We start from the raw sequence: 20,218 nt of genomic DNA on the forward strand, positions 1-20,218 counted from the left end.
GCCAGGATCGGATCACCACCGCGCGAGGCGTTGTCATCCATGTGAGTCTTCGTTCGGCGAGGCTTACCGGCCTCGCCGGGATCAGTCCAGGTTGTCCAACCCCCGTTCGGCCATGGCCACGGCGCGGAACAGGGCACGCCGCTTGTTGATGGTCTCCTGCCACTCGGCCTCGGGGTCGGAGTCGGCGACGATGCCGCCGCCGGCCTGGACGTGCAGCTCGCCATCCTTGATCACGGCGGTGCGGATGGCGATGGCGGTATCCATGTTGCCGTGCCAGGAGAGATAGCCAACGGCCCCGGAATAGACGCCACGCTTGACCGGCTCCAGTTCGTCGATGATCTCCATGGCCCGCACCTTCGAGGCCCCAGACAGGGTGCCGGCCGGGAAGGTGGCGCGCAGCACGTCCATGGAGGTCATGCCCGGGCGCAGCCGACCGGTGACCTGGGACACGATATGCATCACGTGGGAGTAGCGCTCGACGGTCATGTTGTCGGTGACCGTCACCGACCCGGGCTCGCTGATGCGTCCCACGTCGTTACGCCCCAGGTCGATCAGCATGACATGCTCGGCGATCTCCTTGGGATCGCCCAGCAGATCGGCCTCCAGGGCGCGATCTTCCTCTTCGGTGGCTCCCCGGTGGCGTGTGCCGGCGATGGGTCGCACCGTCACTTCACCGTCCTCGAGGCGGGTGAGGATCTCCGGCGACGAACCCACCACATGGTGATCGTCAAGATTGAGGAAAAACATGTAGGGCGAAGGATTCAGGCTGCGCAGCGCCCGATAGAGGTCGAGCGGCGGCGCCTGGTAGGGAATCGACATGCGCTGCGACGGCACGCACTGCATCACGTCGCCGGCCTTGACGTACTCCTTGATGCGCTCGACCGCGTCCTTGTAGCCCTGCTCGCTGAAGCTGGCATGGAAGTCATCCTCGGACACGTCATGACGGCCGGTGCCGGGGCTGCGGGTCTCCACCAATCGCGAGCGCAGCTGGGACTCCAGCCCCGCCAGACGTTCGGTCGCGCGGGCATGGGCCTTCGGTTCGGAGGGATCGACGTGGGTCCACAGTGTCAGGCGTCCGGACAGGTTGTCGAACACCACCAGATCATTGCAGACCATCAGCAGGATATCGGGCACGCCGATGGGATCGGGCTTCTCCACCCCGCGCAGGCGCGGCTCGATGTAGCGAATGGTGTCGTAGCCGAAGTAGCCCACCAGGCCGCCGTCGAAACGCGGCTGGTCGTCGAGGCGCGGTACCTTGAAGCGCGCCTGGAAGGCTTCGATCCAGGCTAGCGGATCCTCGACCTCGGTGACGCCTTGTGTTTGGCCATCAACGATATGAGAGACCTGGAAGCCTCGCACTTCGATTCGCTCGCGGCATGGCAGGCCGATGATCGAATAACGGCCCCACTTCTCGCCACCCTGCACGGACTCCAGCAGGAAGGTCCAGGGCGCGTCGGCAAGCTTGAGATAGGTCGACAGCGGCGTGTCGAGATCGGCCAGCACCTCGCGGGTGACCGGGATGCGGTTGTAGCCGGCGTCAGCCAGCGCCTGAAAGCGTTCGAGGGTCATCATGGGCCCGTTTCCTCGGGGTGGTAGACGTGGATAGCGCGAAGAGAGACGGTCGACGCCGACTCAGGACTCGAGCGTCACCATCGCCAACCGCCGAGCATGCCGGTGGCACGAAGAAGGCGGACGGCGGTCGAGGAAGCGGAAAAAGCCAGCATGATGCGGGTTCCATCAGACGATCGAAGGATCGTATATAACAAAAAATTATCAACAACTGCGATATTATAGCGCAACTCGATTTACACTAAACGAGTTCCGCCAGCGATTCAACTACCTCATCCGGCCGGCTCGCCGCCACCGGTTCGCCGTGATTGTAGCCGTAGGGAACCGCCAGGGTACGAAAGCCCGCCGCCTTGCCGGCGGCGATGTCATGGCGCGAATCTCCGACCATCAGGCAGTGCGCCGGCGCGACGTCGAAATGTTCGGCGACATGCGTCAGCGGCAGCGGATCGGGCTTGCGACGTGGCAGGCTGTCGCCGCCCAGACACATCCCGAAATATCGCTCGATCCCGGTGGCACTCAGGATCGGCGCAATAAAGGCCGCAGGCTTGTTGGTCACCAGCGCCAGCTGACGACCGCTCGCCGCCAAGCCGGCCAAGGCCTCTCCTGCCCCGGGATAAAGTCGGGTGCGTTCGCAGGGCGCCTCCCCGTAGCGAGCCAGGAAGCGCTCGTGGGCAGTATCCAGGAATGCTGCCGCCGGCGCCTCGCCCAAGGCGTCCTCGAGGGCTCGCTCCATCAATATCCGTGAGCCGTTGCCCACCCAGTCGCGCACTTTCGCTTCACCGGGTCTCGGCAACGCCAGGTCCGTCAGGGCGGTATCCACGGCCGCCGCCAGGTCGGGCACCGAATCGACCAGGGTGCCATCGAGATCGAAGACCACCAGACGAATATCGGACAACAGTGCATGCATGACAGGCTCCCGAGGGCATGAGTAAGGGCGACTGGCACGGCGCCAGCGGCTCAAGCATGTAATATTACGGAAAAAATCACCAGATACCCGTTTTGGGGCATAGGCAGCGACGCGGCATAGGCATATGCTAGGGACAGACGTCGCCGCTACCGGGCCGTGAGCCCTCCCGGCGCCATGGCCGCTCCAGGCGTGCCGTGACGCCATTCGAGACGCCCGACCCGACCCAGGCGACCTACATCGCATGTGTCTTTTTCCACTTTCACGTCAGGAGTCTCGCATGACGCTACCACGAATCGTGGTGGTCGGCGGAGGCGCGGGCGGACTCGAGCTGGTCACCCGGCTCGGCCGCAAGCTCGGCAAGCGCAAGCGCGCCGAGATCGTGCTCGTCGATCGCAACCCCACTCACATCTGGAAACCGCTGCTCCACGAGGTCGCCACCGGGGCGCTCGACTCGGGGCTCGACGAGATTTCCTACCAGGGCCATGCCCGTACCCACGGCTATCAGTTCCAGCTCGGCACGCTCACCCACCTCGACCGAGACGCCCGGACCCTGACGTTGGCTCCGGTGCTGGACGACGACGACCAGGAAATCCTGCCCGCCCGCACCGTACCCTACGATGAACTGGTACTGTCACTGGGCAGCGTCAGCAACGATTTCGGCACCCCCGGGGTCGCCGATCACTGCCATTTCCTCGACAGCCCTCGCCAGGCAGAGCTGTTCCGTCAGGCCATGCTCAACGCCTTCCTGCGCTACAACGCCCCTCAAGAGCCCTCCGCAAAGATGGTGGTCGGCATCGTCGGTGCCGGCGCCACCGGCGTGGAGCTGGCCGCAGAGCTCTATGGCGCCTCCCAGATGCTCAACAGCTACGGCTTCACGACACTGGACAGCGCCCACCTGGAGGTACATCTGATCGAGGCGGCGCCCAAGGTGCTGCCTGCCCTGCCGAAACGCATCAGCGATGCGGTCCATGGCGAGCTGGAACGTCTGGGCGTCCAGGTACATGTCGATACCCGAGTCACCGAGGTCACCGATAACGCCATCGTCACCGCCGACGGCGAGCGAATCGACATCGATCTCGGTGTCTGGGCGGCCGGCATCAAGGCGCCAGCCCTGCTCTCGGAGCTGGGCCTGTCCACCGAGCGAAACCACCGCCTCAAGGTCGAGGCGACCCTGCAGAGTCTGGATGACGAGCACATCTTCGCCTTCGGCGACTGTGCCAGCTGCCCCCAGGCGGATGGCTCCACGGTGCCTCCCCGGGCCCAGGCAGCCCATCAGCAGGCCGATCGGCTCTACAAGAACCTGCTGGCCCGCCTGGAGGACAAACCACTCAAGCCGTTCGTGTTCCGCGACCGCGGTTCGCTGATCTCGCTGGCCCACTTCGACGCCATCGGCAGCCTGATGCGCGGCGCCTCGGCGCGCAGCCTGTTCATCGAGGGCCATCTGGCCAAGTTCTTCTACGCCTCGCTCTACCGCATGCACCAGAGGGCGATCCATGGATTACTGAAGACCGGTCTGATGGTGGTCGTCGACGGCCTGAACAGGTTCCTCAAACCCCGACTGAAGCTGCACTGAGCTCGGTTGGGCCTGCCTGAAACGAGACGGGCCCCGGCGATTGCCGGGGCCCGTTTCATTTCCGGAAGATAGACTCAGCGCTCGAGGCTCGCCTCGTCCGCTTTTTCCGGATGATGGTAGACGTGCACGTCGCGCTGCGGGAAGGGAATGCTGATGCCCTCGGCGTCGAAGCGACGCTTGATCTCCTCGGTCATCTCCCAGAACACGTCCCAGTAGTCCGCCGCCTGGACCCAGGGGCGCACGATCCAGTTGACGCTGGAGTCACCCATGGCGGACATGCGGATGTTGGGCGCGGGATCGGCCAGCACCCGCGGGTCGTCGGCTACCACGCTCTCCAGCACCCGGCGCACGGTATCGATGTCATCGTCATAGCCGACGCCGACCACCAGATCCACCCGACGAGTGTCATGGCTGGAATAGTTGGTGATGGCCCCGCTCATCATCTGGCCATTGGGCACGATGATCTTGCGGTTGTCCGGTGTCCTGAGCTCGGTGGTGAAGATCTGCACGTCGTCGATGGTGCCGGAGACGCCACCGCCCTCCACATAGTCGCCGATCTTGTAGGGGCGGAAGATGATCACCAGCACCCCCGCGGCAAAGTTGGCCAGCGAGCCCTGCAGCGCCAGCCCCACCGCCAGGCCGGCGGCACCGAGCACGGCGATCAACGAGGTGGTCTGAATACCGATCTGGCTGATCGCCGCCAACACCACGAAGACCATCATCAGGGCAAAGAGAATATTGCCCAGGAACTTGACCAGCAGCGGGTCGAGCCTGCCGCGCTGCATGGCCTTGATGGCGAAGCCGTGCAGCAGTTTTACCACCCAGCGGCCGATCACGAAGATGGCCAGTGCCGCCACCAGGTTGATGACGAAGCTCGCGCCCTGCATCTGCACGAAATCGGTGATCCATTGCGTGTCCATTTGCTCTCCCTGTCACGTTAGGCAGACACTGGGCCAGTGCCTGCACGGGCAAATCGCTACTTTGCGCGATGCGCGAAGCCGTCCCTCATCCTTCCAGGCCCCGCCGCCTGCGTTTCGTAAGCCTTGCGCTTTACTCGCTCGCCGATCTATTCAGCGCTTGTTGAGGGGGAAAACGTCCCCGTTTCCTCGCCGCTCCGACGTTCCGCCAGCCAGCGTCGCTTAGCCGCCGCGGTGAGGCGCTTGAGCGCCGCCTCGCGTCGCAGCGCCTCGCCATGCACTCCCACACATTCGTGATATACCAGATGCAAGGGGCCCTTGCCACGCAGGGCCTTGGCCCCGCGACCGGCGCGATGCTCGGCCAGCCGGCGCGTCACGTCGGTGGTGATGCCAGTATAGAGGGCTCCGGCAGCCGTCTCGATCACGTAGAGATGCCAGCGGCTCGCCTCCGCCACGTTCAGGCCTCGGCCAGGGCGCGGCGAAAGTCGCCGATGACGCTGTCATAGCGGTGCGGGTCGGCCTCGCTGCGCGCCTTGAACACCGCCGAGCCGGCAACGAAGGTATCCGCCCCGGCGCGGGCGATCTCGGCGACGTTGTCGACTTTGACCCCGCCATCGATTTCCAGGCGGATCGGCCGCCCCGAGGCATCGATGCGCCGGCGTGCCTCACGCAGCTTGTCGAGGGTGGCCGGAATGAAGGACTGGCCACCGAAACCGGGGTTGACGCTCATCAACAGCACCATGTCGACCTTGTCCATCACGTGGTCGAGAAACGACAGCGGCGTGGCAGGATTGAACACCAGGCCGGGCTTGCAACCACCATCGCGGATCAACTGCAGTGAGCGATCGATATGGTCGGAGGCCTCAGGGTGGAAGGTGATGTAGGTGGCGCCGGCGTCGATGAAGTCACCGATCAGGCGATCGACCGGTTTGACCATCAGGTGGGCATCGATGGGCGCGGTGACGCCGTGCTTGCGCAACGCCTCGCAGACCATCGGCCCAATGGTCAGGTTCGGCACGTAATGATTGTCCATGACGTCGAAGTGGACGATGTCGGCACCGGAGGCGAGGACATCGTCCACTTCCTCGCCGAGACGGGCGAAGTCGGCGGAAAGGATCGAGGGAGCCAGCTGGTAATCGGGCGTCGAGTCGCTCATGAAACGGGGTCCTGTCGAGTCGCGGTCTTGATGGGCGGCATTCTAACAGGAACGCGCCCGGTCGCCTTGCACCATTGGCCATCGCCGACAATAGTGAAGGTTCCCCGTGAAACAGGACTAAGGAGAGGTCAATGCACATGTCTCTGCTGCGCCGCACCCTCGGTGCCGGCTTACTATCCGCCACTCTGCTGGCTCCGACGCTCGCCGTCGCCCAGTCGGCCATCCTCGAAGGCGAGCGTTTCCACCCTGAAGTCGGCACTCAAGGCATGGTGACCACCAGTCACTTCCTGGCTTCCCAGGTCGCCCACGACGTGCTCGCCGACGGCGGTAACGCCGTGGATGCAGCGGTCACCGCAGGCTTCGCGCTGGCGGTCACCCAGCCACGTTCCGGCAACATCGGCGGCGGCGGCTTCATGCTGATCTCCGACGAGGACAGCGGTGAGGTGATTGCCATCGACTACCGGGAAACCGCCCCCGCCGCCGCTACCGAGACCATGTTCCAGGACGAGGACGGCAACGCCGTATCCGAATGGTCGCGCTTTACCCACCGCGCCGCCGGGGTGCCCGGCACCGTGGCCGGCCTGTCACTGGCGCTCGAGAAATACGGCACCCTGAGCCTGGCCGAGGCACTGGCGCCGGCGATTCGCCTGGCCGAGGACGGCTTCGTCGTGCCCCAACGCTTCGTTGACGGCGTGGCCGAGGCCGGCGAGCGTCTGACCAAATGGGACGCCACCAAATCGATGTTCTACAAGGAGGATGGCAGCCCCTACGCAGTAGGCGAGACCTTCCGCCAGCCGGATCTGGCGGCAACGCTCAAGCGCATCGCCGAGCAGGGCGCCAGGGAATTCTACGAAGGCGAGACCGCCGAGCTGATCGCTGCCGAGATGGAGCGCCACGACGGCCTGATCACCCGCGAAGACCTGGCCGGCTACCAGCCGGTGATTCGCGAGCCCAGCCACGGCACCTACCGCGGCTACGACGTCTACGCCATGAGCCCGCCCTCCTCCGGCGGCGCCCATATCGTGCAGATCCTCAATATTCTCGAGGCCTACGACATCGACGAGATGGGCTTCGGCGCCGCCGACACCATGCACCTGATGGCGGAGGCCATGAAGCGCGCCTACGCCGACCGCTCCGAGTACCTGGGCGACACCGACTTCGTCGAGGTGCCGCTCGACGGGATCACCGCCAAGGGCTATGCCGACGAGCTGCGCGCCGAGATTGCCATCGACCGGGCCACGCCCAGCGCCGAGATCGCCGCCGGCGACCCGGCGCCCTATGAGTCGAACGAGACCACCCACTTCTCGATCGCCGACGACGACGGCCTGGCGGTCTCCAATACCTATACCATCAACTTCAGCTATGGCTCGGGCATCGCTGTCGAAGGCGCCGGGTTCCTTCTCAACAACGAGATGGACGACTTCTCCGCCAAACCCGGCGTGCCCAACGCCTACGGCCTGATCGGCGGCGAGGCCAACAAGATCGAACCCGGCAAGCGCATGCTGTCGTCGATGACTCCGACCATCGTCAAGCGCGACGGCGAGAACTTCCTGATCACCGGCAGCCCCGGCGGCTCGCGCATCATCACTACCACCTTGCAGGTGCTGATGAACGTCATCGACCACGGCATGAACATCCAGTCGGCGGTCAGCGCCCCGCGCCTGCACCACCAGTGGCTGCCCGACGAGCTGCGCGTCGAAGCAGGCTTCAGCCCCGACACCCTGTCGCTGCTGGAGGCTCGGGGCCACACCATCAGTCAGCAGTCGGCCATGGGCGCCGCCCAGTCGATCGTGATCGAAGACGGGCAGTTCTACGGCGGCGCCGATCCGCGCCGCTCCACCTCATCCGCCATCGGGCTCTGATGGCCCAGCCCCCGGCGAGGCCGGGGGCACGCCCTTTTCTCCTTCTCTTCTCTCTTCTTCTTGCCTCTTGCCGGCAGCCTAGTGTCCTTCTCGATAGGCTTAGATAAAAAAGGAATTAATAACACGCTTGTAATTACACTTGGCGATTATTACCTTGGCCTTCAACGTCAACCCTTCGTGGATCCAAGGAGTCGTCATGTCATCGCTGCCCTTCGTCCGTCGCAGTCTCTCCGCTGCCATCGTCGCCACCGGCCTGGGCATCGGTCTCGCCGCCCCGGCCATGGCCGCCGAGCGCGAGCTGCTCAACTCGTCCTACGACATCGCCCGGGAGCTGTTCGCCGAGATCAATCCGGCCTTCAAGGCTCACTGGGAGGCGGACCATGACGACACCCTGACCATCAAGCAGTCCCATGGCGGCTCGTCGGCGCAGGCCCGCGCCATACTGCAGGGGCTCGGGGCGGACGTGGTGACCTACAACCAGGTCACCGATGTTCAGGTGCTTGCCGATGCCGGCCTGGTGGCCGAAGACTGGCAGGCGCAGCTGCCCAACAATGCCTCGCCCTACTACTCCACCACCGCCTTCCTGGTACGAGAGGGCAACCCGCTGGGCATCGAGAGCTGGGCCGACCTGGCCGAGGAAGGCGTCGAGCTGGTGTTCCCCAACCCCAAGACATCGGGCAACGGCCGCTACACCTACCTGGCCGCCTGGGGCGCTGCCGATCGCGCCTTCGACGGAGACGAGAAGCAGATCGAAGACTTCATGCGCACCTTCCTTGGCAACGTCAAGGTCTTCGATACCGGCGGTCGCGGTGCCACCACCAGCTTCATCGAGCGCGGCATCGGTGACGTGCTGATCAGCTTCGAGTCCGAGGTCAACAACATTCGCCAGGAGTACGGCAGCGACGCGTACGAGGTGATCGTGCCGCCGGTCAGCATCCTGGCCGAGTTCCCGGTCGCGGTAGTCGGCGAGAATGCCGAAGATAACGGCAACGCCGAGCTGGCCCAGGGGTATCTGGATTACCTCTACACCGAAGAGGCTCAGCGGATTCTCGCCGGTTTCAACTATCGCGTGCACGACGAGACGGTGGTCGATGCATTCAGCGATCGCTTCCCCGAGACCGAGCTGTTCGAGGTCCAGGACGTCTTCGGCGGCTGGGACCAGGCCATGGAGACCCACTTCAAGAGTGGCGGCACCCTCGATCAGTTGCAGCGCCGTTGAGTGACGCCATGAAAGAGGCACCATCATGAAGGCAGCGGCTTTCTCCTTATCACTTCCCCGAGCCCGGCAGCGAGTGCTGCCGGGCTTCGGCCTGTCCCTAGGCATCAGCCTGACCTTCGTGTCGCTGGTCCTGCTGCTTCCGCTCACCGGCCTGGTCGGTCAGCTCTCGGGGCTGTCGCCGGGCGAATACTGGGCGATCATCAGCGAAGGCCGAGTGGTGGCCAGCTACCTGACCACCATCGGCGCCGCCGCAGTCGCCGCGGTGATCAACGCGCTGTTCGGACTGTTGCTGGCCTGGGTACTGGTGCGCTACGACTTTCCGGGCAAGCGCCTGCTCGATGCCTTGATGGATCTGCCCTTCGCCCTGCCGACGGCGGTGGCCGGCATCACCCTGGCCACGCTCTATTCCAGCAGCGGCTGGATGGGTAAGGCGCTGGCCCCTCTCGGCATCGAGGTTGCCTATACCTGGGTGGGCATCGCACTCGCCATGGCCTTCACCAGCATTCCCTTCGTGGTACGTACCGTGCAGCCAATCCTCGAGGACCTGCCGGGGGAAATCGATGAGGCCGCCATGGCGCTGGGCGCCCGCGATGGCGTGGCCTTTCGCCGCGTGATCCTGCCCCACCTGTGGCCGGCGCTGGTCACCGGCACCGGTCTGGCCTTCGTCCGCTCGCTCGGCGAGTTCGGCGCGGTGATCTTCATCGCCGGCAACATGCCCTACGAGACCGAGATCACCTCGCTGATGATCTTCGTCAAGCTGCAGGAATACGACTATGTCGGCGCCTCGGCCATCGCCTCGGTGGTGCTCGCCACCTCGCTGATCCTGCTGTTGGCCATCAATCTCTGGCAAGGGCGCTTCATTCGCCGCCTGCACGGAGGGAATGCCTGATGCAACGAATCGGGGACGCTCCCGTCCTGCGCCGCCTGCTCATCGGCGCCGCCGTGGCGCTGGCCGCGCTGTTCCTGCTGCTGCCGCTGGTGGCGATCTTCGCCCAGGCCCTCGCCGAGGGCCTGGGCGGCTTCTGGCGCAACGTCAGCGACGCCTATACGCTGTCCGCCATCGGCCTGACGCTCTTCATCACCGTGCTGACCATTCCGGTGAACCTGGTGTTCGGCGTGATGCTGGCCTGGCTGGTGACGCGCTTTCGCTTCCCCGGGCGCCGCCTGCTGCAGACGCTGATCGACATTCCCTTCGCCATCTCGCCGGTGGTGGCCGGGCTGGTCTATCTGCTGCTGTACGGTCGCAATGGCTGGCTCGGTGGTTGGCTGGACGCCCATGACATCCAGTTGATGTTTGCCTGGCCGGGCATCCTGATGGTCACCATCTTCGTCACCTGTCCCTTCGTGGCGCGGGAGCTGATTCCTCTGATGCAGGCCCAGGGCTCGCGGGAAGAAGAGGCGGCGGTCACTCTGGGGGCCTCGGGCTTCACGCTGTTTCGCCGGGTCACCCTGCCGAACATCCGCTGGGCGCTGCTGTATGGCGTCATCCTGACCAATGCCCGGGCGGTCGGTGAATTCGGCGCCGTGTCGGTAGTGTCCGGAGCGATCCGCGGCGAGACCAACACCCTGCCGCTGCACGTCGAACTGCTGTACCAGGATTACAACACCGTGGGCGCCTTCGCCAGCGCCGCCCTGCTGGCCCTCATCGCCCTGTTCACGCTGGCCGCCAAGGCCGGCCTGGAGTGGCGCGCCACGCGCCGGGAGGCTTCCGCATGAGCATTCGTCTCGAGAACATCGCCAAGCATTATGGCCACGGGGGACGCCACCAGGCCCTGGCGCCCCTCGACCTCGACATCCACCAGGGCGAGTTGATCGGCCTACTCGGCCCCTCCGGTTCCGGCAAGACCACGCTGCTGCGCATCATCGCCGGGCTCGAGGCCCCCGATCGCCAGCCCGCCGGCCGCATCCTGTTCGGCGAGCGTGACGTCACCCGGCTGCATGTGCGCGACCGACGCATCGGCTTCGTCTTTCAGCATTATGCGCTGTTCCGTCACATGACGGTCTACGACAACGTGGCCTTCGGCCTGACTGTCATGCCGCGGCGTCAACGTCCGTCCAGCAGCGAGATCCGCGCCCGCGTGCATCACCTGCTGGAAATGGTCCAGTTGGAGCAGCTGGCGGGGCGCTATCCGGCGCAACTGTCCGGCGGCCAGCAACAACGCGTCTCGCTGGCCCGCTCCCTGGCCCTGCGCCCCGACGTCCTGCTGCTCGACGAGCCCTTCGGCGCCCTGGATGCCAAGGTCCGCCAGGAGCTGCGCCGCTGGCTTCGCCACCTGCACGACGAGTTGAACTTCACCAGCGTCTTCGTCACCCACGATCAGGAAGAAGCCCTGGAGCTCTCCGATCGCGTGGTGGTGATGAGCAATGGCCGCATTGAGCAGATCGACACTCCGGAGACGCTGTATCGAGCCCCGGGCAATCGTTTCGTGTTCGAGTTTCTGGGCGATGTGAATCACCTCGAGGGACAGGTGCGCAATGGCGTCCTCATCTGCGGCGACGCCCGGCTCGATGTCGACCTGCCGGATGGCGCGGAAGAACTGTTGCTTCGCCCCCACGAGGTAGCGCTGGACAAGGCACCCCGCGAGTCGGCCCACCTGCCGGTGACCGTCACCGCTATCTCGCCGGTCGGCGCAGAAGTGCGGGTGGAGCTGGCCGCCGACTGGCTGCCCGGCCCCTGGCTCGCCACCGTGCGCCATGCAGATTTCGAGCGTCTCGCCCTGACCCGGGGCCAGCGACTTTACGCGCTGCCGCGCCGCTGGCATCGCTTCGCAGACGACTCGCTGGCGGCACGCACCAGCACGGCCCCGCTTGCCGGCTGACGAGAATGCATAGGCTGCGGTGGCGAGGCTATACTCGATGCTCCCGCCATTTCACAAAGGAAGTGCCATGCGACGTCGACGTTTTCTGCCCCTCACGGCCTTGATGCTGACTTTGGGTTGGCTCACCGGCTGCGCCGGCCCCCATTACTTGCAACCGGATCCCAAGCGCAGCGCCCAGGTGCCGGCCGCCGGGACCGGACAGGAGGTCAGCGTGACCGCCCGCGACGCCCGCGAGGAGGCCGTGATCGGCACCCGTTCCGGTAGCGCCGGCTCGACGGCGGTGATCATCGTCGATCCGGGCGAACTGGCGCCGCGGCTGCAGGCCGAGGCCGAACGCGCCGTGCGAGACATGGGCTTTCGGCCCACCCGTGACAGCGCGCCGGGACGACCGAGCCTGACGCTGACCCTCAAACGCCTCGACTACGGCCGTGGCGATGCCCCACCCATGGTCGGCAGCGCAAGCCTGGTCGCCGTGATGGAAGCCGAAGCCCGGAACGATGGCACCACCTACACCGGCAGCTACACCGCCCGGCGTACCCAGCAATACGCGGTAAAACCGGATCGTGAAGCCAACCAGGCAATGATCGAGGAGCTGCTCTCCAACGCTCTGGACCGCGCCTTCCGCGATCCGGAATTGGCGAGTCTGCTGGCTCGCTGAACCTCCATCGACTCGCCATTCAGGTTCGCGGACCGCGGCGGGTCAACGCCCAGACGCTCTCGCGAAAGCCACTACCCGGCTCCGGCTCCCCCTCTTCCAAGTGTACGAGCTCGAAGTTGGCCGCAAATAGCGTTCGAATCTCCTTGGCGTCCACGCTGAAGGGCGGACCGCCCTCATCGCCGGGCGCCCGGGTAAGCGTGATCAGCAGTCCGCGGCTGCCCGGCGGGGTCAGCTGGGCGAGATGAAAGGCATAGCGCTGGCGAGTCGCGTCGGGCAGCGCGATCAGCGCCGCCCGATCATAAAAGGCGCCGACCTCGGCGGCCGCCTCGATATGCAGGTGGAAGAAGTCGCCGCGCCACAGCTCCACGTTACCCTGACGACTGATGTCGAAACTGTCGCCGTGGTAGCGGGAGATCTCCCCCTCGCCCTCGGCCAGGAACTGCTCGATGGCTTCGCCGGCCAGTTCGATGCCCAGCACGGGGTGGCCCCGCTGCGCCAGCCAACGCATGTCCAGGCTCTTGCCGCATAGCGGCACCAATACCTTGCTGCCGGGAGCGACTCCTAGGTTCGGCCAGTGACGAGCGAGCGCGGGGTGCACCTCGTCACGATGAAAGCCGATGCGCCCCTCGCGCCAGCGATCGAGCCATTCGTTGCTCATGTGCTCGCCCTCAGAACCAGCGATCGCGCTTGCGGCGGCGGCGCGGCAAATGCGGCACGATCAACCCCACCAGCAGGCCGGCCCCGGCCACCCCACCGCCATACATGAAGTAGCGCATCAGCAGGTCTTCCTCCTGGGTGTCGAGCCGCGCCTGCAGCTCGCGAACCGTGGAGCGGGACGCCTCGCTTTCCGATTCCAGGGCCTGGTTGCGCTGTTCCAGGTCGGCGATGCGCCGCTCGCGCACATCGAGCGTCTCGGTGAGCGACGCGATACGGCTCTCCCAGGTCTCATTGATGCCCGACAGCTCCTCGGAGAGCTCCTCGACCCGGGTCTCGAGTTCGGGAAGCTGCACCCGGGCGCTCGGCGCATCCTGGATATTGCTGGAAGGTACCCAGACCACGTCGCCGCTCTGGCTACGCACGCGGCTGTAGTCGCCCTGGGTCTCGAGCAGTTCGACCGGATCGCCGGCCGTCAGGGTACCGACGATGCGATAGCCGTCCGTCGGTCCGCTGCGCACGTAAGTGGTGAGATCGTCGGACACCCAACGAGAGGCGTCGTCCTGGGCATCATCCTGCTGGGCCTGTGCCGGCAGGGCCAGAGCCCCGAGCACCATGCCCAGCGTCATCAGTGTCTTGTAGCGTTGCATCGTCATGCCATCGTCCTGGCTGTCCAAGGCTCTAAGTACGTCGCTCGCGGCGATGGCGGCCATGACCAGGCCTTCCTGGCCCGGCCGGCCGCGATGAGAAAGGCGGCCCGGATCATCCACAACATCTGTGGACAAGTGCCGGGAAAACCGCTGGAAACCCTCGGCCAGCCGGCATGGCTACCGACACGACAGCGCTGCGATCATTTCCTGACCAGCCGCCGACTCGACCGAAGTCGCCAAGGGTACCACAGACCCGGGCATCACCGACTCGCCACCCTGGCCCCACCTCCCGTGGCCGCGTATAATGATCTCCCTCATCAGACGGCCATGCCGGCCGCCTTCCTGCGAACGATCATTCACCGGTGCAACCCGTCGGGCCCAGGCGCCACGACCTATTCTTATGGCGAAGAAACTCTTCATCAAGACGCATGGCTGCCAGATGAACGAGTACGATTCCGCACGCATGGCGGATCTGCTCGGCGAATCCCATCAGCTCGAGCTCACCGACGACGAGCGCGACGCCGACGTCATCCTGCTCAACACCTGCTCGATCCGCGAGAAGGCCCAGGAGAAGGTCTTCCACCAGCTCGGCCGCTGGAAGAAGCTCAAGGAGGCCAATCCTGAGCTGGTCATCGGCGTGGGCGGCTGCGTCGCCAGCCAGGAAGGCGAGGCGCTGCGCAAGCGTGCGCCACAGGTCGACCTGGTGTTCGGTCCCCAGACCCTGCATCGGGTGCCATCGATGCTCGATGCCCGCAAGGACAACCAGATCTCGATGGTCGACGTCACCTTCCCCGAAGTGGAGAAGTTCGACCACCTGCCCCAGCCAAGCTCCGATGGCGCCACCGCTTTCGTCTCGGTGATGGAAGGCTGCTCCAAGTACTGCACCTTCTGCGTGGTGCCCTACACCCGCGGCGAGGAAGTCTCGCGGCCCTTCGAGGCGGTGATGGACGAGGTGATCCACCTCGCCGACCAGGGCGTGCGCGAGATCAACCTGTTAGGCCAGAACGTCAACGCCTACCGCGGCGAGAACCAGCTCGGCGAGGAGATCGACCTGGCCGAGCTGATCGCCTGCGTGGCGGCGGTGGAAGGCATCGACCGTATCCGCTTCACCACCTCGCATCCGGTGGAGTTCTCCGACAGCCTGATCGAGGCCTACGGCGAGATTCCCGAACTGGTCAGCCACCTGCACCTGCCGGTACAGGCCGGCTCCGACCGCATCCTCGCGGCCATGAAGCGCGGCCACACCGTCGAGGAGTATGTGGACAAGATGGAGCGCATCCGAGCGCTGCGCCCGGATATCAGCTTCTCCTCGGACTTCATCATCGGCTTCCCCGGCGAGACCGAGGAAGACTTCGCCGACACCATGGACCTGATCGGTCGCATCGGCTTCGATGTCTCCTTCAGCTTCATCTATTCGGCACGCCCCGGCACCCCAGCCGCCGGCCTCGCCGACGACACCCCGGAAGCGATCAAGAAGCAGCGTCTGGCGATTCTTCAGGAGCGCATCAACCAGCAGGCCATGCAGATCAGCCGGCGCATGGTGGGCACCACCCAGCGCATATTGGTCACCGGCTTCTCGCCCAAGGATCCGGGCCAGCTGTCCGGCCGCACCGAGAACAACCGGGTCGTCAACTTCCGCGCACCGAACCCCACCGAGCTGATCGGCTACTTCGTCGACGTGGAGATCACCGAGGCGCTGCCCAACTCGCTGCGCGGCGACCTGGCCTCTCCGGAACGCTTCTAACTCGACGCGCCCCACGCGCTGCGGGGGCCGAGTCATGGCCAGGCGGACCGGCGGGACAAGCCTTAGGCACATTCGCCAAGGTACTTCAGCAATGACTAAGACGCTGCCTGCCCGGTCTGCCAAAGGCGTTCAACAGCTCGCTTGCCCGGCCTGAGCGGCTCGGCCAGGAGGACGATTCCTGATCTGGCCAGCTCAGGCCAGACAAGGCGAGATCGTGAGAAGACGCGCCGCCCGGTGCGCTACATCAGCCTTCTGTTCAGGGTTCAACGCTCAATGGCAGAGGCGCAGCCGATCAGAGAACGTGCACGCACATTGCCCCGGCAGCCGCCGGGGCAATAAACTGACCCTGACATCCATCAACCCATGGACCAGCCCGTCTTGAGCCAGCCAGCCTCCGCGGCCAACCGCGTCATCACCCTGAACCTCGAGCCTAACGATCCCCAGCGCCTGGCCAACCTCTGCGGCCAGCGCGACGAGCACCTCAAGCTGATCGAGGAGCGCCTGGGCGTAACCCTGCGCAACCGTGGCAACGTCTTCCAGTTGGCCGGCCCCGGCCCCCGCGTCAAGGCCGCGTCCAACGTCGTCGAACACCTCTACCGCGAGGCAGAAGCCAGCGAACTGACGCCCGACACCGTACACCTGTTCCTGCAGGAGTCCGGTCTCGAGGCCCTGGAAGAGGAAGAAGGCAGCCACGGCGACGACGAGGTGCTCCTGCGCACGCCCAAGACGCTGATCAAGCCTCGCGGGCTCAACCAGCAGGCCTACGTCTCGAGTATCCGCGCGCACGACATCAACTTCGGGATCGGCCCGGCCGGCACTGGCAAGACCTACCTAGCGGTGGCCGCCGCAGTGGAGGCGCTGAATCAGCAGGAAGTCCGGCGTATCCTGCTGGTACGTCCGGCGGTGGAGGCCGGCGAGAAGCTTGGCTTCCTGCCCGGCGACCTGGCCCAGAAGATCGATCCCTATCTGCGCCCGCTCTACGATGCCCTCTACGAAATGATCGGCTTCGAACAGGTGGCCAAGCTGATCGAGCGTCAAATCATCGAGATCGCGCCATTGGCCTACATGCGCGGGCGAACCCTGAACAACGCCTTCATCATCCTCGACGAGAGCCAGAACACCACGCGCGAGCAGATGAAAATGTTCCTGACGCGCATCGGCTTCGGCTCCACGGCGGTGATCACCGGCGATATCACCCAGGTCGACCTGCCGCGCGGCCAGGCCTCGGGCCTGATTCAGGTGCTCGACGTGCTCAAGGACACCCCGGGGATAGGCGTCACCCACTTTGCCGCCAAGGACGTGGTGCGCCACCCGCTGGTACAGCGCATCATCGAGGCCTACGATCACTTCGAAGCCGAGGAAGAAGCGAAGGCCCGCGCCAAGCGCGAGGCCCGCGAACAGGAGCGCGAGGCGCTGCGTCAGGAAAGACAATTGAGCCAGGAGCGGCTCGAGCGCCAGAACGGCCGTGAGGAAGACTCATGAACCGCGCCGTGGTCGATCGCCAGGTGGCCCTGGACGCGCAGGGACTGCCCGACCAGGCCGAGCTCGGGACCTGGGTGGAGGCGGTGCTGGCCCGCCATCCCGACGAGCCGCGCTGCGAGCTCACGGTACGCTTCGTCGACAGTGCCGAGAGCCAGGCACTCAATCGCGACTATCGTGATCGAGACAAGCCCACCAACGTGCTGTCCTTCCCCTTCGAGTGCCCACCCGGGGTGCCGCTGCCGCTGCTCGGCGACCTGGTGATCTGCCATTCGGTGGTCATCGCCGAAGCTCGAGCTCAGCACAAGACGGTAGGCGATCACTACGCTCATATGGTAGTTCACGGCACACTGCATCTACTGGGCCATGACCACATCGAGGACGACGAGGCCGAGGCCATGGAGGCAATGGAAAGGGACATCCTCGCCGACCTGGGCATCGCCGATCCCTACCTCACCCCCAGTCCACCGCATCGCGATTCCGACACCGAGGACGAGAGAGCCGACGCATGAACGAAGACCGATCGACCGGCCAGGGCAGCAAGTCCTGGTTCGACAAGTTGTTCAGCGCCCTATCCAGCGACAGCGACGAACCAAGCTCCCGGGACGAGCTGCTCGAGTTCCTGCGTCAGGCGGCAACCCGGCTCAAGCTCGAGCAGGACGCCATGATGATCATCGAGGGCGCGCTGAACATCAGCGACCAGCAAGTTCGCGAGGTACTGATCCCGCGCTCCCAGATCACCGCCATCGGCCTCGACCAGCCGCTTGAGGAGTATCTCCCGGTGATCCTCGAGACCGGACACTCACGCTACCCGGTGGTCGGCGAGAATCTCGATGAGGTCAAGGGCATCCTGCTGGTAAAGGATCTGCTTCCACTGCTGCGACAGGGGCAGGAGAATGGCCACCCCTTCCAGCTCGAAGAAGTGCTGCGACCGGCGATGTTCATACCGGAGTCCAAGCGGCTCAACAGCCTGCTCAAGGAGTTCCGCGACACCCACAACCACATGGCCGTGGTGGTCGACGAGTACGGCGGCACCGCCGGTATCGTGACCATCGAGGACATCCTCGAGGAGATCGTCGGCGATATCGAGGACGAGCACGATACCGACGAGGAAGAGGACATCCGTCAATTGGGGGAATCGCGCTACGCCATCCGCGCCCTGACCCCCATCGAGGACTTCAACGAGCGCTTCGGCACGCGCTTCTCCGACGAGGAGTTCGACACCCTGGGCGGACTGGTCATGCAGCGCTTCGGACACCTGCCCGGCCGCGGCGAGCACACCGAGATCGGCGGTTGGCGCTTCACCGTGCTCAACGCCGACAATCGCCGTATCCGTCTTCTGGAGGCCGAGCCGGCCTCAGAGGTCGCCGAGGACTGATCCTCTCATCCACCAGGCCCTCTTCACCAAGGACGGTGCCATGCCCCCTTCTCGACTCCACCGGACCCTCGGGCCCCTGGCGGCGATCGCCGCCGGCGTGCTCACCACGCTATCCGCCGCGCCCTTCCATCTTTGGTGGCTAGCCCCGGTGGCCGCCGGCCTGCTCTATGCCGGCCTGCCCTCACTCAACGCTCGCCAGGCCGCCTGGCGCGGCTGGTGCTATGGACTCGGCCTGTTCGGGACCGGCGCCTCATGGGTCTATGTATCGATCCACGATTACGGCTACACCGGCATGCCCCTTGCATTGGGGCTAACCGCGCTGTTCGTCGCCGCCCTGGCACTGTTCTTCGCCGTCACCCTGGGCCTCTACCGGCGCCTCTGCGGCCCCCGCCTGTCCGTGCTGACCTTCGCCGGCGCCTGGGTGCTCGGCGAGGCACTGCGCACCTGGCTGTTCACCGGCTTCCCCTGGCTGCTGCTGGGCAGCGGCCAAGTGGATTCACCACTGGCCTCCTGGGCGCCGATCGGTGGCGTCTACCTGCTGTCGCTGCTGGTGGCGCTCAGCGGCGCTCTGGGTGTAGCGCTGCTGCGTCGTCGCTGGTGGAGCGCCCTGCCACTGGCGGTACTATGGCTGATTCCTCTCGCCCTGCCCGGCCAGTGGACGACGCCCGCCGGCGAGCCGCTGCGTGTCGCCCTGCTCCAAGGCAACCTGCCGCAGTTGATCAAGTGGACGCAGGAGGGCCAGCGCCAGGCCGCCAACACCTACCTGTCGCTGACCGCCGAGCTCGATCACGAACCGGATCTGGTGATCTGGCCGGAGGCGGCACTGCCGATGTTCGCCGATCAGGCCCAGCCGATCCTCGAGCGAGCCCAGACCCTGCTGCCCCCGGAAACCGCCCTGCTCACCGGCATCCTGACCCGCGACGAGGCCGGCCACTTCTACAACGGGGTGCTCGAGGTCAACAGCGAGGACACCTACCTCAAGCGCCATCTGGTGCCCTTCGGCGAATACCTGCCGCTGGAATCCCTGCTGCGCGGCGCCATTGCCTTCTTCGACCTGCCGATGCCGGCCATGACCCCAGGCCCGGACGACCAAGCACCATTGGAGGTGGCTGGCACCCGCATCGGCAATGCCATCTGCTACGAGATCATCTATGCGGACCTGGTCGCCGCACAGGCCCGGCAAGCGAACGTGATCCTGACGGTGTCCAACGACACCTGGTTTGGCGCCTCCATCGGCCCACTGCAGCATCTGCAGATGGCCCGACTGCGCGCCCTGGAGAACGGCCGACCGGTGATCCGAGCCACCAGCAACGGCGTCACCGCACTGATCGATGCCCAGGGCAAGGTCACCGATCGCGCCCCGCAGTTCGAGATCGCCACCCTTACCGGCGAGGTCACGCCAATGGAAGGCCTCACGCCGTTCTCGCGCACCGGCAGCTGGCCGGTATGGCTGCTAGGCGCCCTGCTGGTGCTGCCCGGCCTGCGGCTGCGCCGCCGTAAACCGTAGAAGCTGGAAGCTGGAAGCTGGAAGCTGGAAGCTGGAAGCTGGAAGCTGGAAGCTGGAAGCTGGAAGCTGGAAGCTGGAAGCTGGAAGCTGGAAGCTGGAAGCTGGAAGCTGGAAGCTGGAAGCTGG

19 protein-coding genes are annotated in these 20,218 nt (G+C 65.4%); 12 read left to right on the forward strand and 7 right to left on the reverse strand.

The annotated features are described in order from the left end of the window. Positions 1–81: 81 nt before the first annotated feature. Positions 82–1,569: an anthranilate synthase component I gene (trpE, locus tag ACGTN6_RS17865; protein ID WP_394594279.1), complete on the reverse strand. Its 1,488-nt coding sequence runs from the start codon at positions 1,567–1,569 to the stop codon at positions 82–84. A gap of 241 nt (positions 1,570–1,810) precedes the next feature. Beyond that, positions 1,811–2,476 (reverse strand): phosphoglycolate phosphatase, encoded by a 666-nt coding sequence (locus ACGTN6_RS17870; RefSeq protein ID WP_394594237.1) that lies wholly within the window; start codon positions 2,474–2,476, stop codon positions 1,811–1,813. A 277-nt stretch (positions 2,477–2,753) separates the two neighbouring features. Between ACGTN6_RS17870 and ACGTN6_RS17875 the strand changes: the two genes are divergently transcribed. After that, positions 2,754–4,049, forward strand: a complete 1,296-nt coding sequence (locus ACGTN6_RS17875) for an NAD(P)/FAD-dependent oxidoreductase (protein WP_394594240.1) — start codon at positions 2,754–2,756, stop codon at positions 4,047–4,049. A 74-nt stretch (positions 4,050–4,123) separates the two neighbouring features. Here ACGTN6_RS17875 and ACGTN6_RS17880 read toward each other — a convergent pair whose 3' ends face one another. The 3 genes from ACGTN6_RS17880 to rpe all read right to left on the reverse strand — a co-directional run bounded on the left by ACGTN6_RS17880 (position 4,124) and on the right by rpe (position 6,122). Continuing rightward, positions 4,124–4,969: a mechanosensitive ion channel family protein gene (locus tag ACGTN6_RS17880; RefSeq protein WP_394594243.1), complete on the reverse strand. Its 846-nt coding sequence runs from the start codon at positions 4,967–4,969 to the stop codon at positions 4,124–4,126. A gap of 146 nt (positions 4,970–5,115) precedes the next feature. Then, entirely contained in the window at positions 5,116–5,421 is a 306-nt protein-coding gene (locus tag ACGTN6_RS17885; RefSeq protein ID WP_394594246.1) for a GIY-YIG nuclease family protein, read from the reverse strand. 2 nt (positions 5,422–5,423) lie between these two features. Further along, positions 5,424–6,122 (reverse strand): ribulose-phosphate 3-epimerase, encoded by a 699-nt coding sequence (gene rpe / locus ACGTN6_RS17890; protein ID WP_394594248.1) that lies wholly within the window; start codon positions 6,120–6,122, stop codon positions 5,424–5,426. Positions 6,123–6,259: 137 nt separating this feature from the next. On the opposite strand from rpe, the gene ggt reads away from it, so the two are divergent. The 6 genes from ggt (at position 6,260) to ACGTN6_RS17920 (ending at position 12,680) form a co-directional block, all read left to right on the forward strand. Next, positions 6,260–7,984 carry a gamma-glutamyltransferase gene (ggt, locus tag ACGTN6_RS17895; protein WP_394594282.1) on the forward strand — a complete coding sequence of 575 codons (1,725 nt, stop codon included), beginning with the start codon at positions 6,260–6,262 and terminating at the stop codon, positions 7,982–7,984. Between the two features lie 196 nt (positions 7,985–8,180). Beyond that, positions 8,181–9,203: a thiosulfate ABC transporter substrate-binding protein CysP gene (gene cysP / locus ACGTN6_RS17900; protein ID WP_394594250.1), complete on the forward strand. Its 1,023-nt coding sequence runs from the start codon at positions 8,181–8,183 to the stop codon at positions 9,201–9,203. Between the two features lie 25 nt (positions 9,204–9,228). After that, positions 9,229–10,092: a sulfate ABC transporter permease subunit CysT gene (gene cysT, locus ACGTN6_RS17905; RefSeq protein ID WP_394594253.1), complete on the forward strand. Its 864-nt coding sequence runs from the start codon at positions 9,229–9,231 to the stop codon at positions 10,090–10,092. Continuing rightward, positions 10,092–10,919, forward strand: a complete 828-nt coding sequence (gene cysW, locus ACGTN6_RS17910) for a sulfate ABC transporter permease subunit CysW (protein ID WP_394594256.1) — start codon at positions 10,092–10,094, stop codon at positions 10,917–10,919. The genes cysT and cysW overlap by 1 nt, the downstream gene beginning before the upstream one ends. Beyond that, positions 10,916–12,022 carry a sulfate/molybdate ABC transporter ATP-binding protein gene (locus ACGTN6_RS17915; RefSeq protein WP_394594258.1) on the forward strand — a complete coding sequence of 369 codons (1,107 nt, stop codon included), beginning with the start codon at positions 10,916–10,918 and terminating at the stop codon, positions 12,020–12,022. The genes cysW and ACGTN6_RS17915 overlap by 4 nt, the downstream gene beginning before the upstream one ends. Before the next feature lie 67 nt (positions 12,023–12,089). After that, positions 12,090–12,680, forward strand: a complete 591-nt coding sequence (locus ACGTN6_RS17920) for a YajG family lipoprotein (protein ID WP_394594261.1) — start codon at positions 12,090–12,092, stop codon at positions 12,678–12,680. 19 nt (positions 12,681–12,699) lie between these two features. Here the strand turns inward: ACGTN6_RS17920 and ACGTN6_RS17925 are convergent, their stop codons facing one another. Together ACGTN6_RS17925 and ACGTN6_RS17930 are read right to left on the reverse strand one after the other, a co-directional pair. After that, a complete protein-coding gene (locus ACGTN6_RS17925; RefSeq protein WP_394594264.1) occupies positions 12,700–13,338 on the reverse strand; it encodes a thiopurine S-methyltransferase in 639 nt (212 codons plus the stop codon). Between the two features lie 10 nt (positions 13,339–13,348). Then, positions 13,349–13,984 carry a TIGR04211 family SH3 domain-containing protein gene (locus tag ACGTN6_RS17930; RefSeq protein WP_394594284.1) on the reverse strand — a complete coding sequence of 212 codons (636 nt, stop codon included), beginning with the start codon at positions 13,982–13,984 and terminating at the stop codon, positions 13,349–13,351. Between the two features lie 400 nt (positions 13,985–14,384). On the opposite strand from ACGTN6_RS17930, the gene miaB reads away from it, so the two are divergent. The 5 genes from miaB to lnt all read left to right on the forward strand — a co-directional run bounded on the left by miaB (position 14,385) and on the right by lnt (position 20,092). After that, a complete protein-coding gene (gene miaB / locus ACGTN6_RS17935; protein ID WP_394594266.1) occupies positions 14,385–15,728 on the forward strand; it encodes a tRNA (N6-isopentenyl adenosine(37)-C2)-methylthiotransferase MiaB in 1,344 nt (447 codons plus the stop codon). Positions 15,729–16,106: 378 nt separating this feature from the next. Continuing rightward, positions 16,107–17,210 (forward strand): PhoH family protein, encoded by a 1,104-nt coding sequence (locus ACGTN6_RS17940; RefSeq protein ID WP_394594268.1) that lies wholly within the window; start codon positions 16,107–16,109, stop codon positions 17,208–17,210. Then, positions 17,207–17,719, forward strand: coding sequence for an rRNA maturation RNase YbeY (ybeY, locus tag ACGTN6_RS17945; RefSeq protein WP_394594271.1), 513 nt, complete (start codon positions 17,207–17,209; stop codon positions 17,717–17,719). The genes ACGTN6_RS17940 and ybeY overlap by 4 nt, the downstream gene beginning before the upstream one ends. Continuing rightward, entirely contained in the window at positions 17,716–18,585 is an 870-nt protein-coding gene (locus ACGTN6_RS17950; protein WP_394594274.1) for an HlyC/CorC family transporter, read from the forward strand. The genes ybeY and ACGTN6_RS17950 overlap by 4 nt, the downstream gene beginning before the upstream one ends. Positions 18,586–18,625: 40 nt before the next feature. Next, the gene (lnt, locus tag ACGTN6_RS17955; protein WP_394594277.1) at positions 18,626–20,092 is read left to right on the forward strand and encodes an apolipoprotein N-acyltransferase; all 1,467 of its coding nucleotides are present in this window, start codon (positions 18,626–18,628) and stop codon (positions 20,090–20,092) included. Positions 20,093–20,218 lie beyond the last annotated feature (126 nt).

Source organism: Halomonas sp. B23F22_20 (assembly GCF_043496985.1).
Lineage (GTDB): Bacteria > Pseudomonadota > Gammaproteobacteria > Pseudomonadales > Halomonadaceae > Halomonas.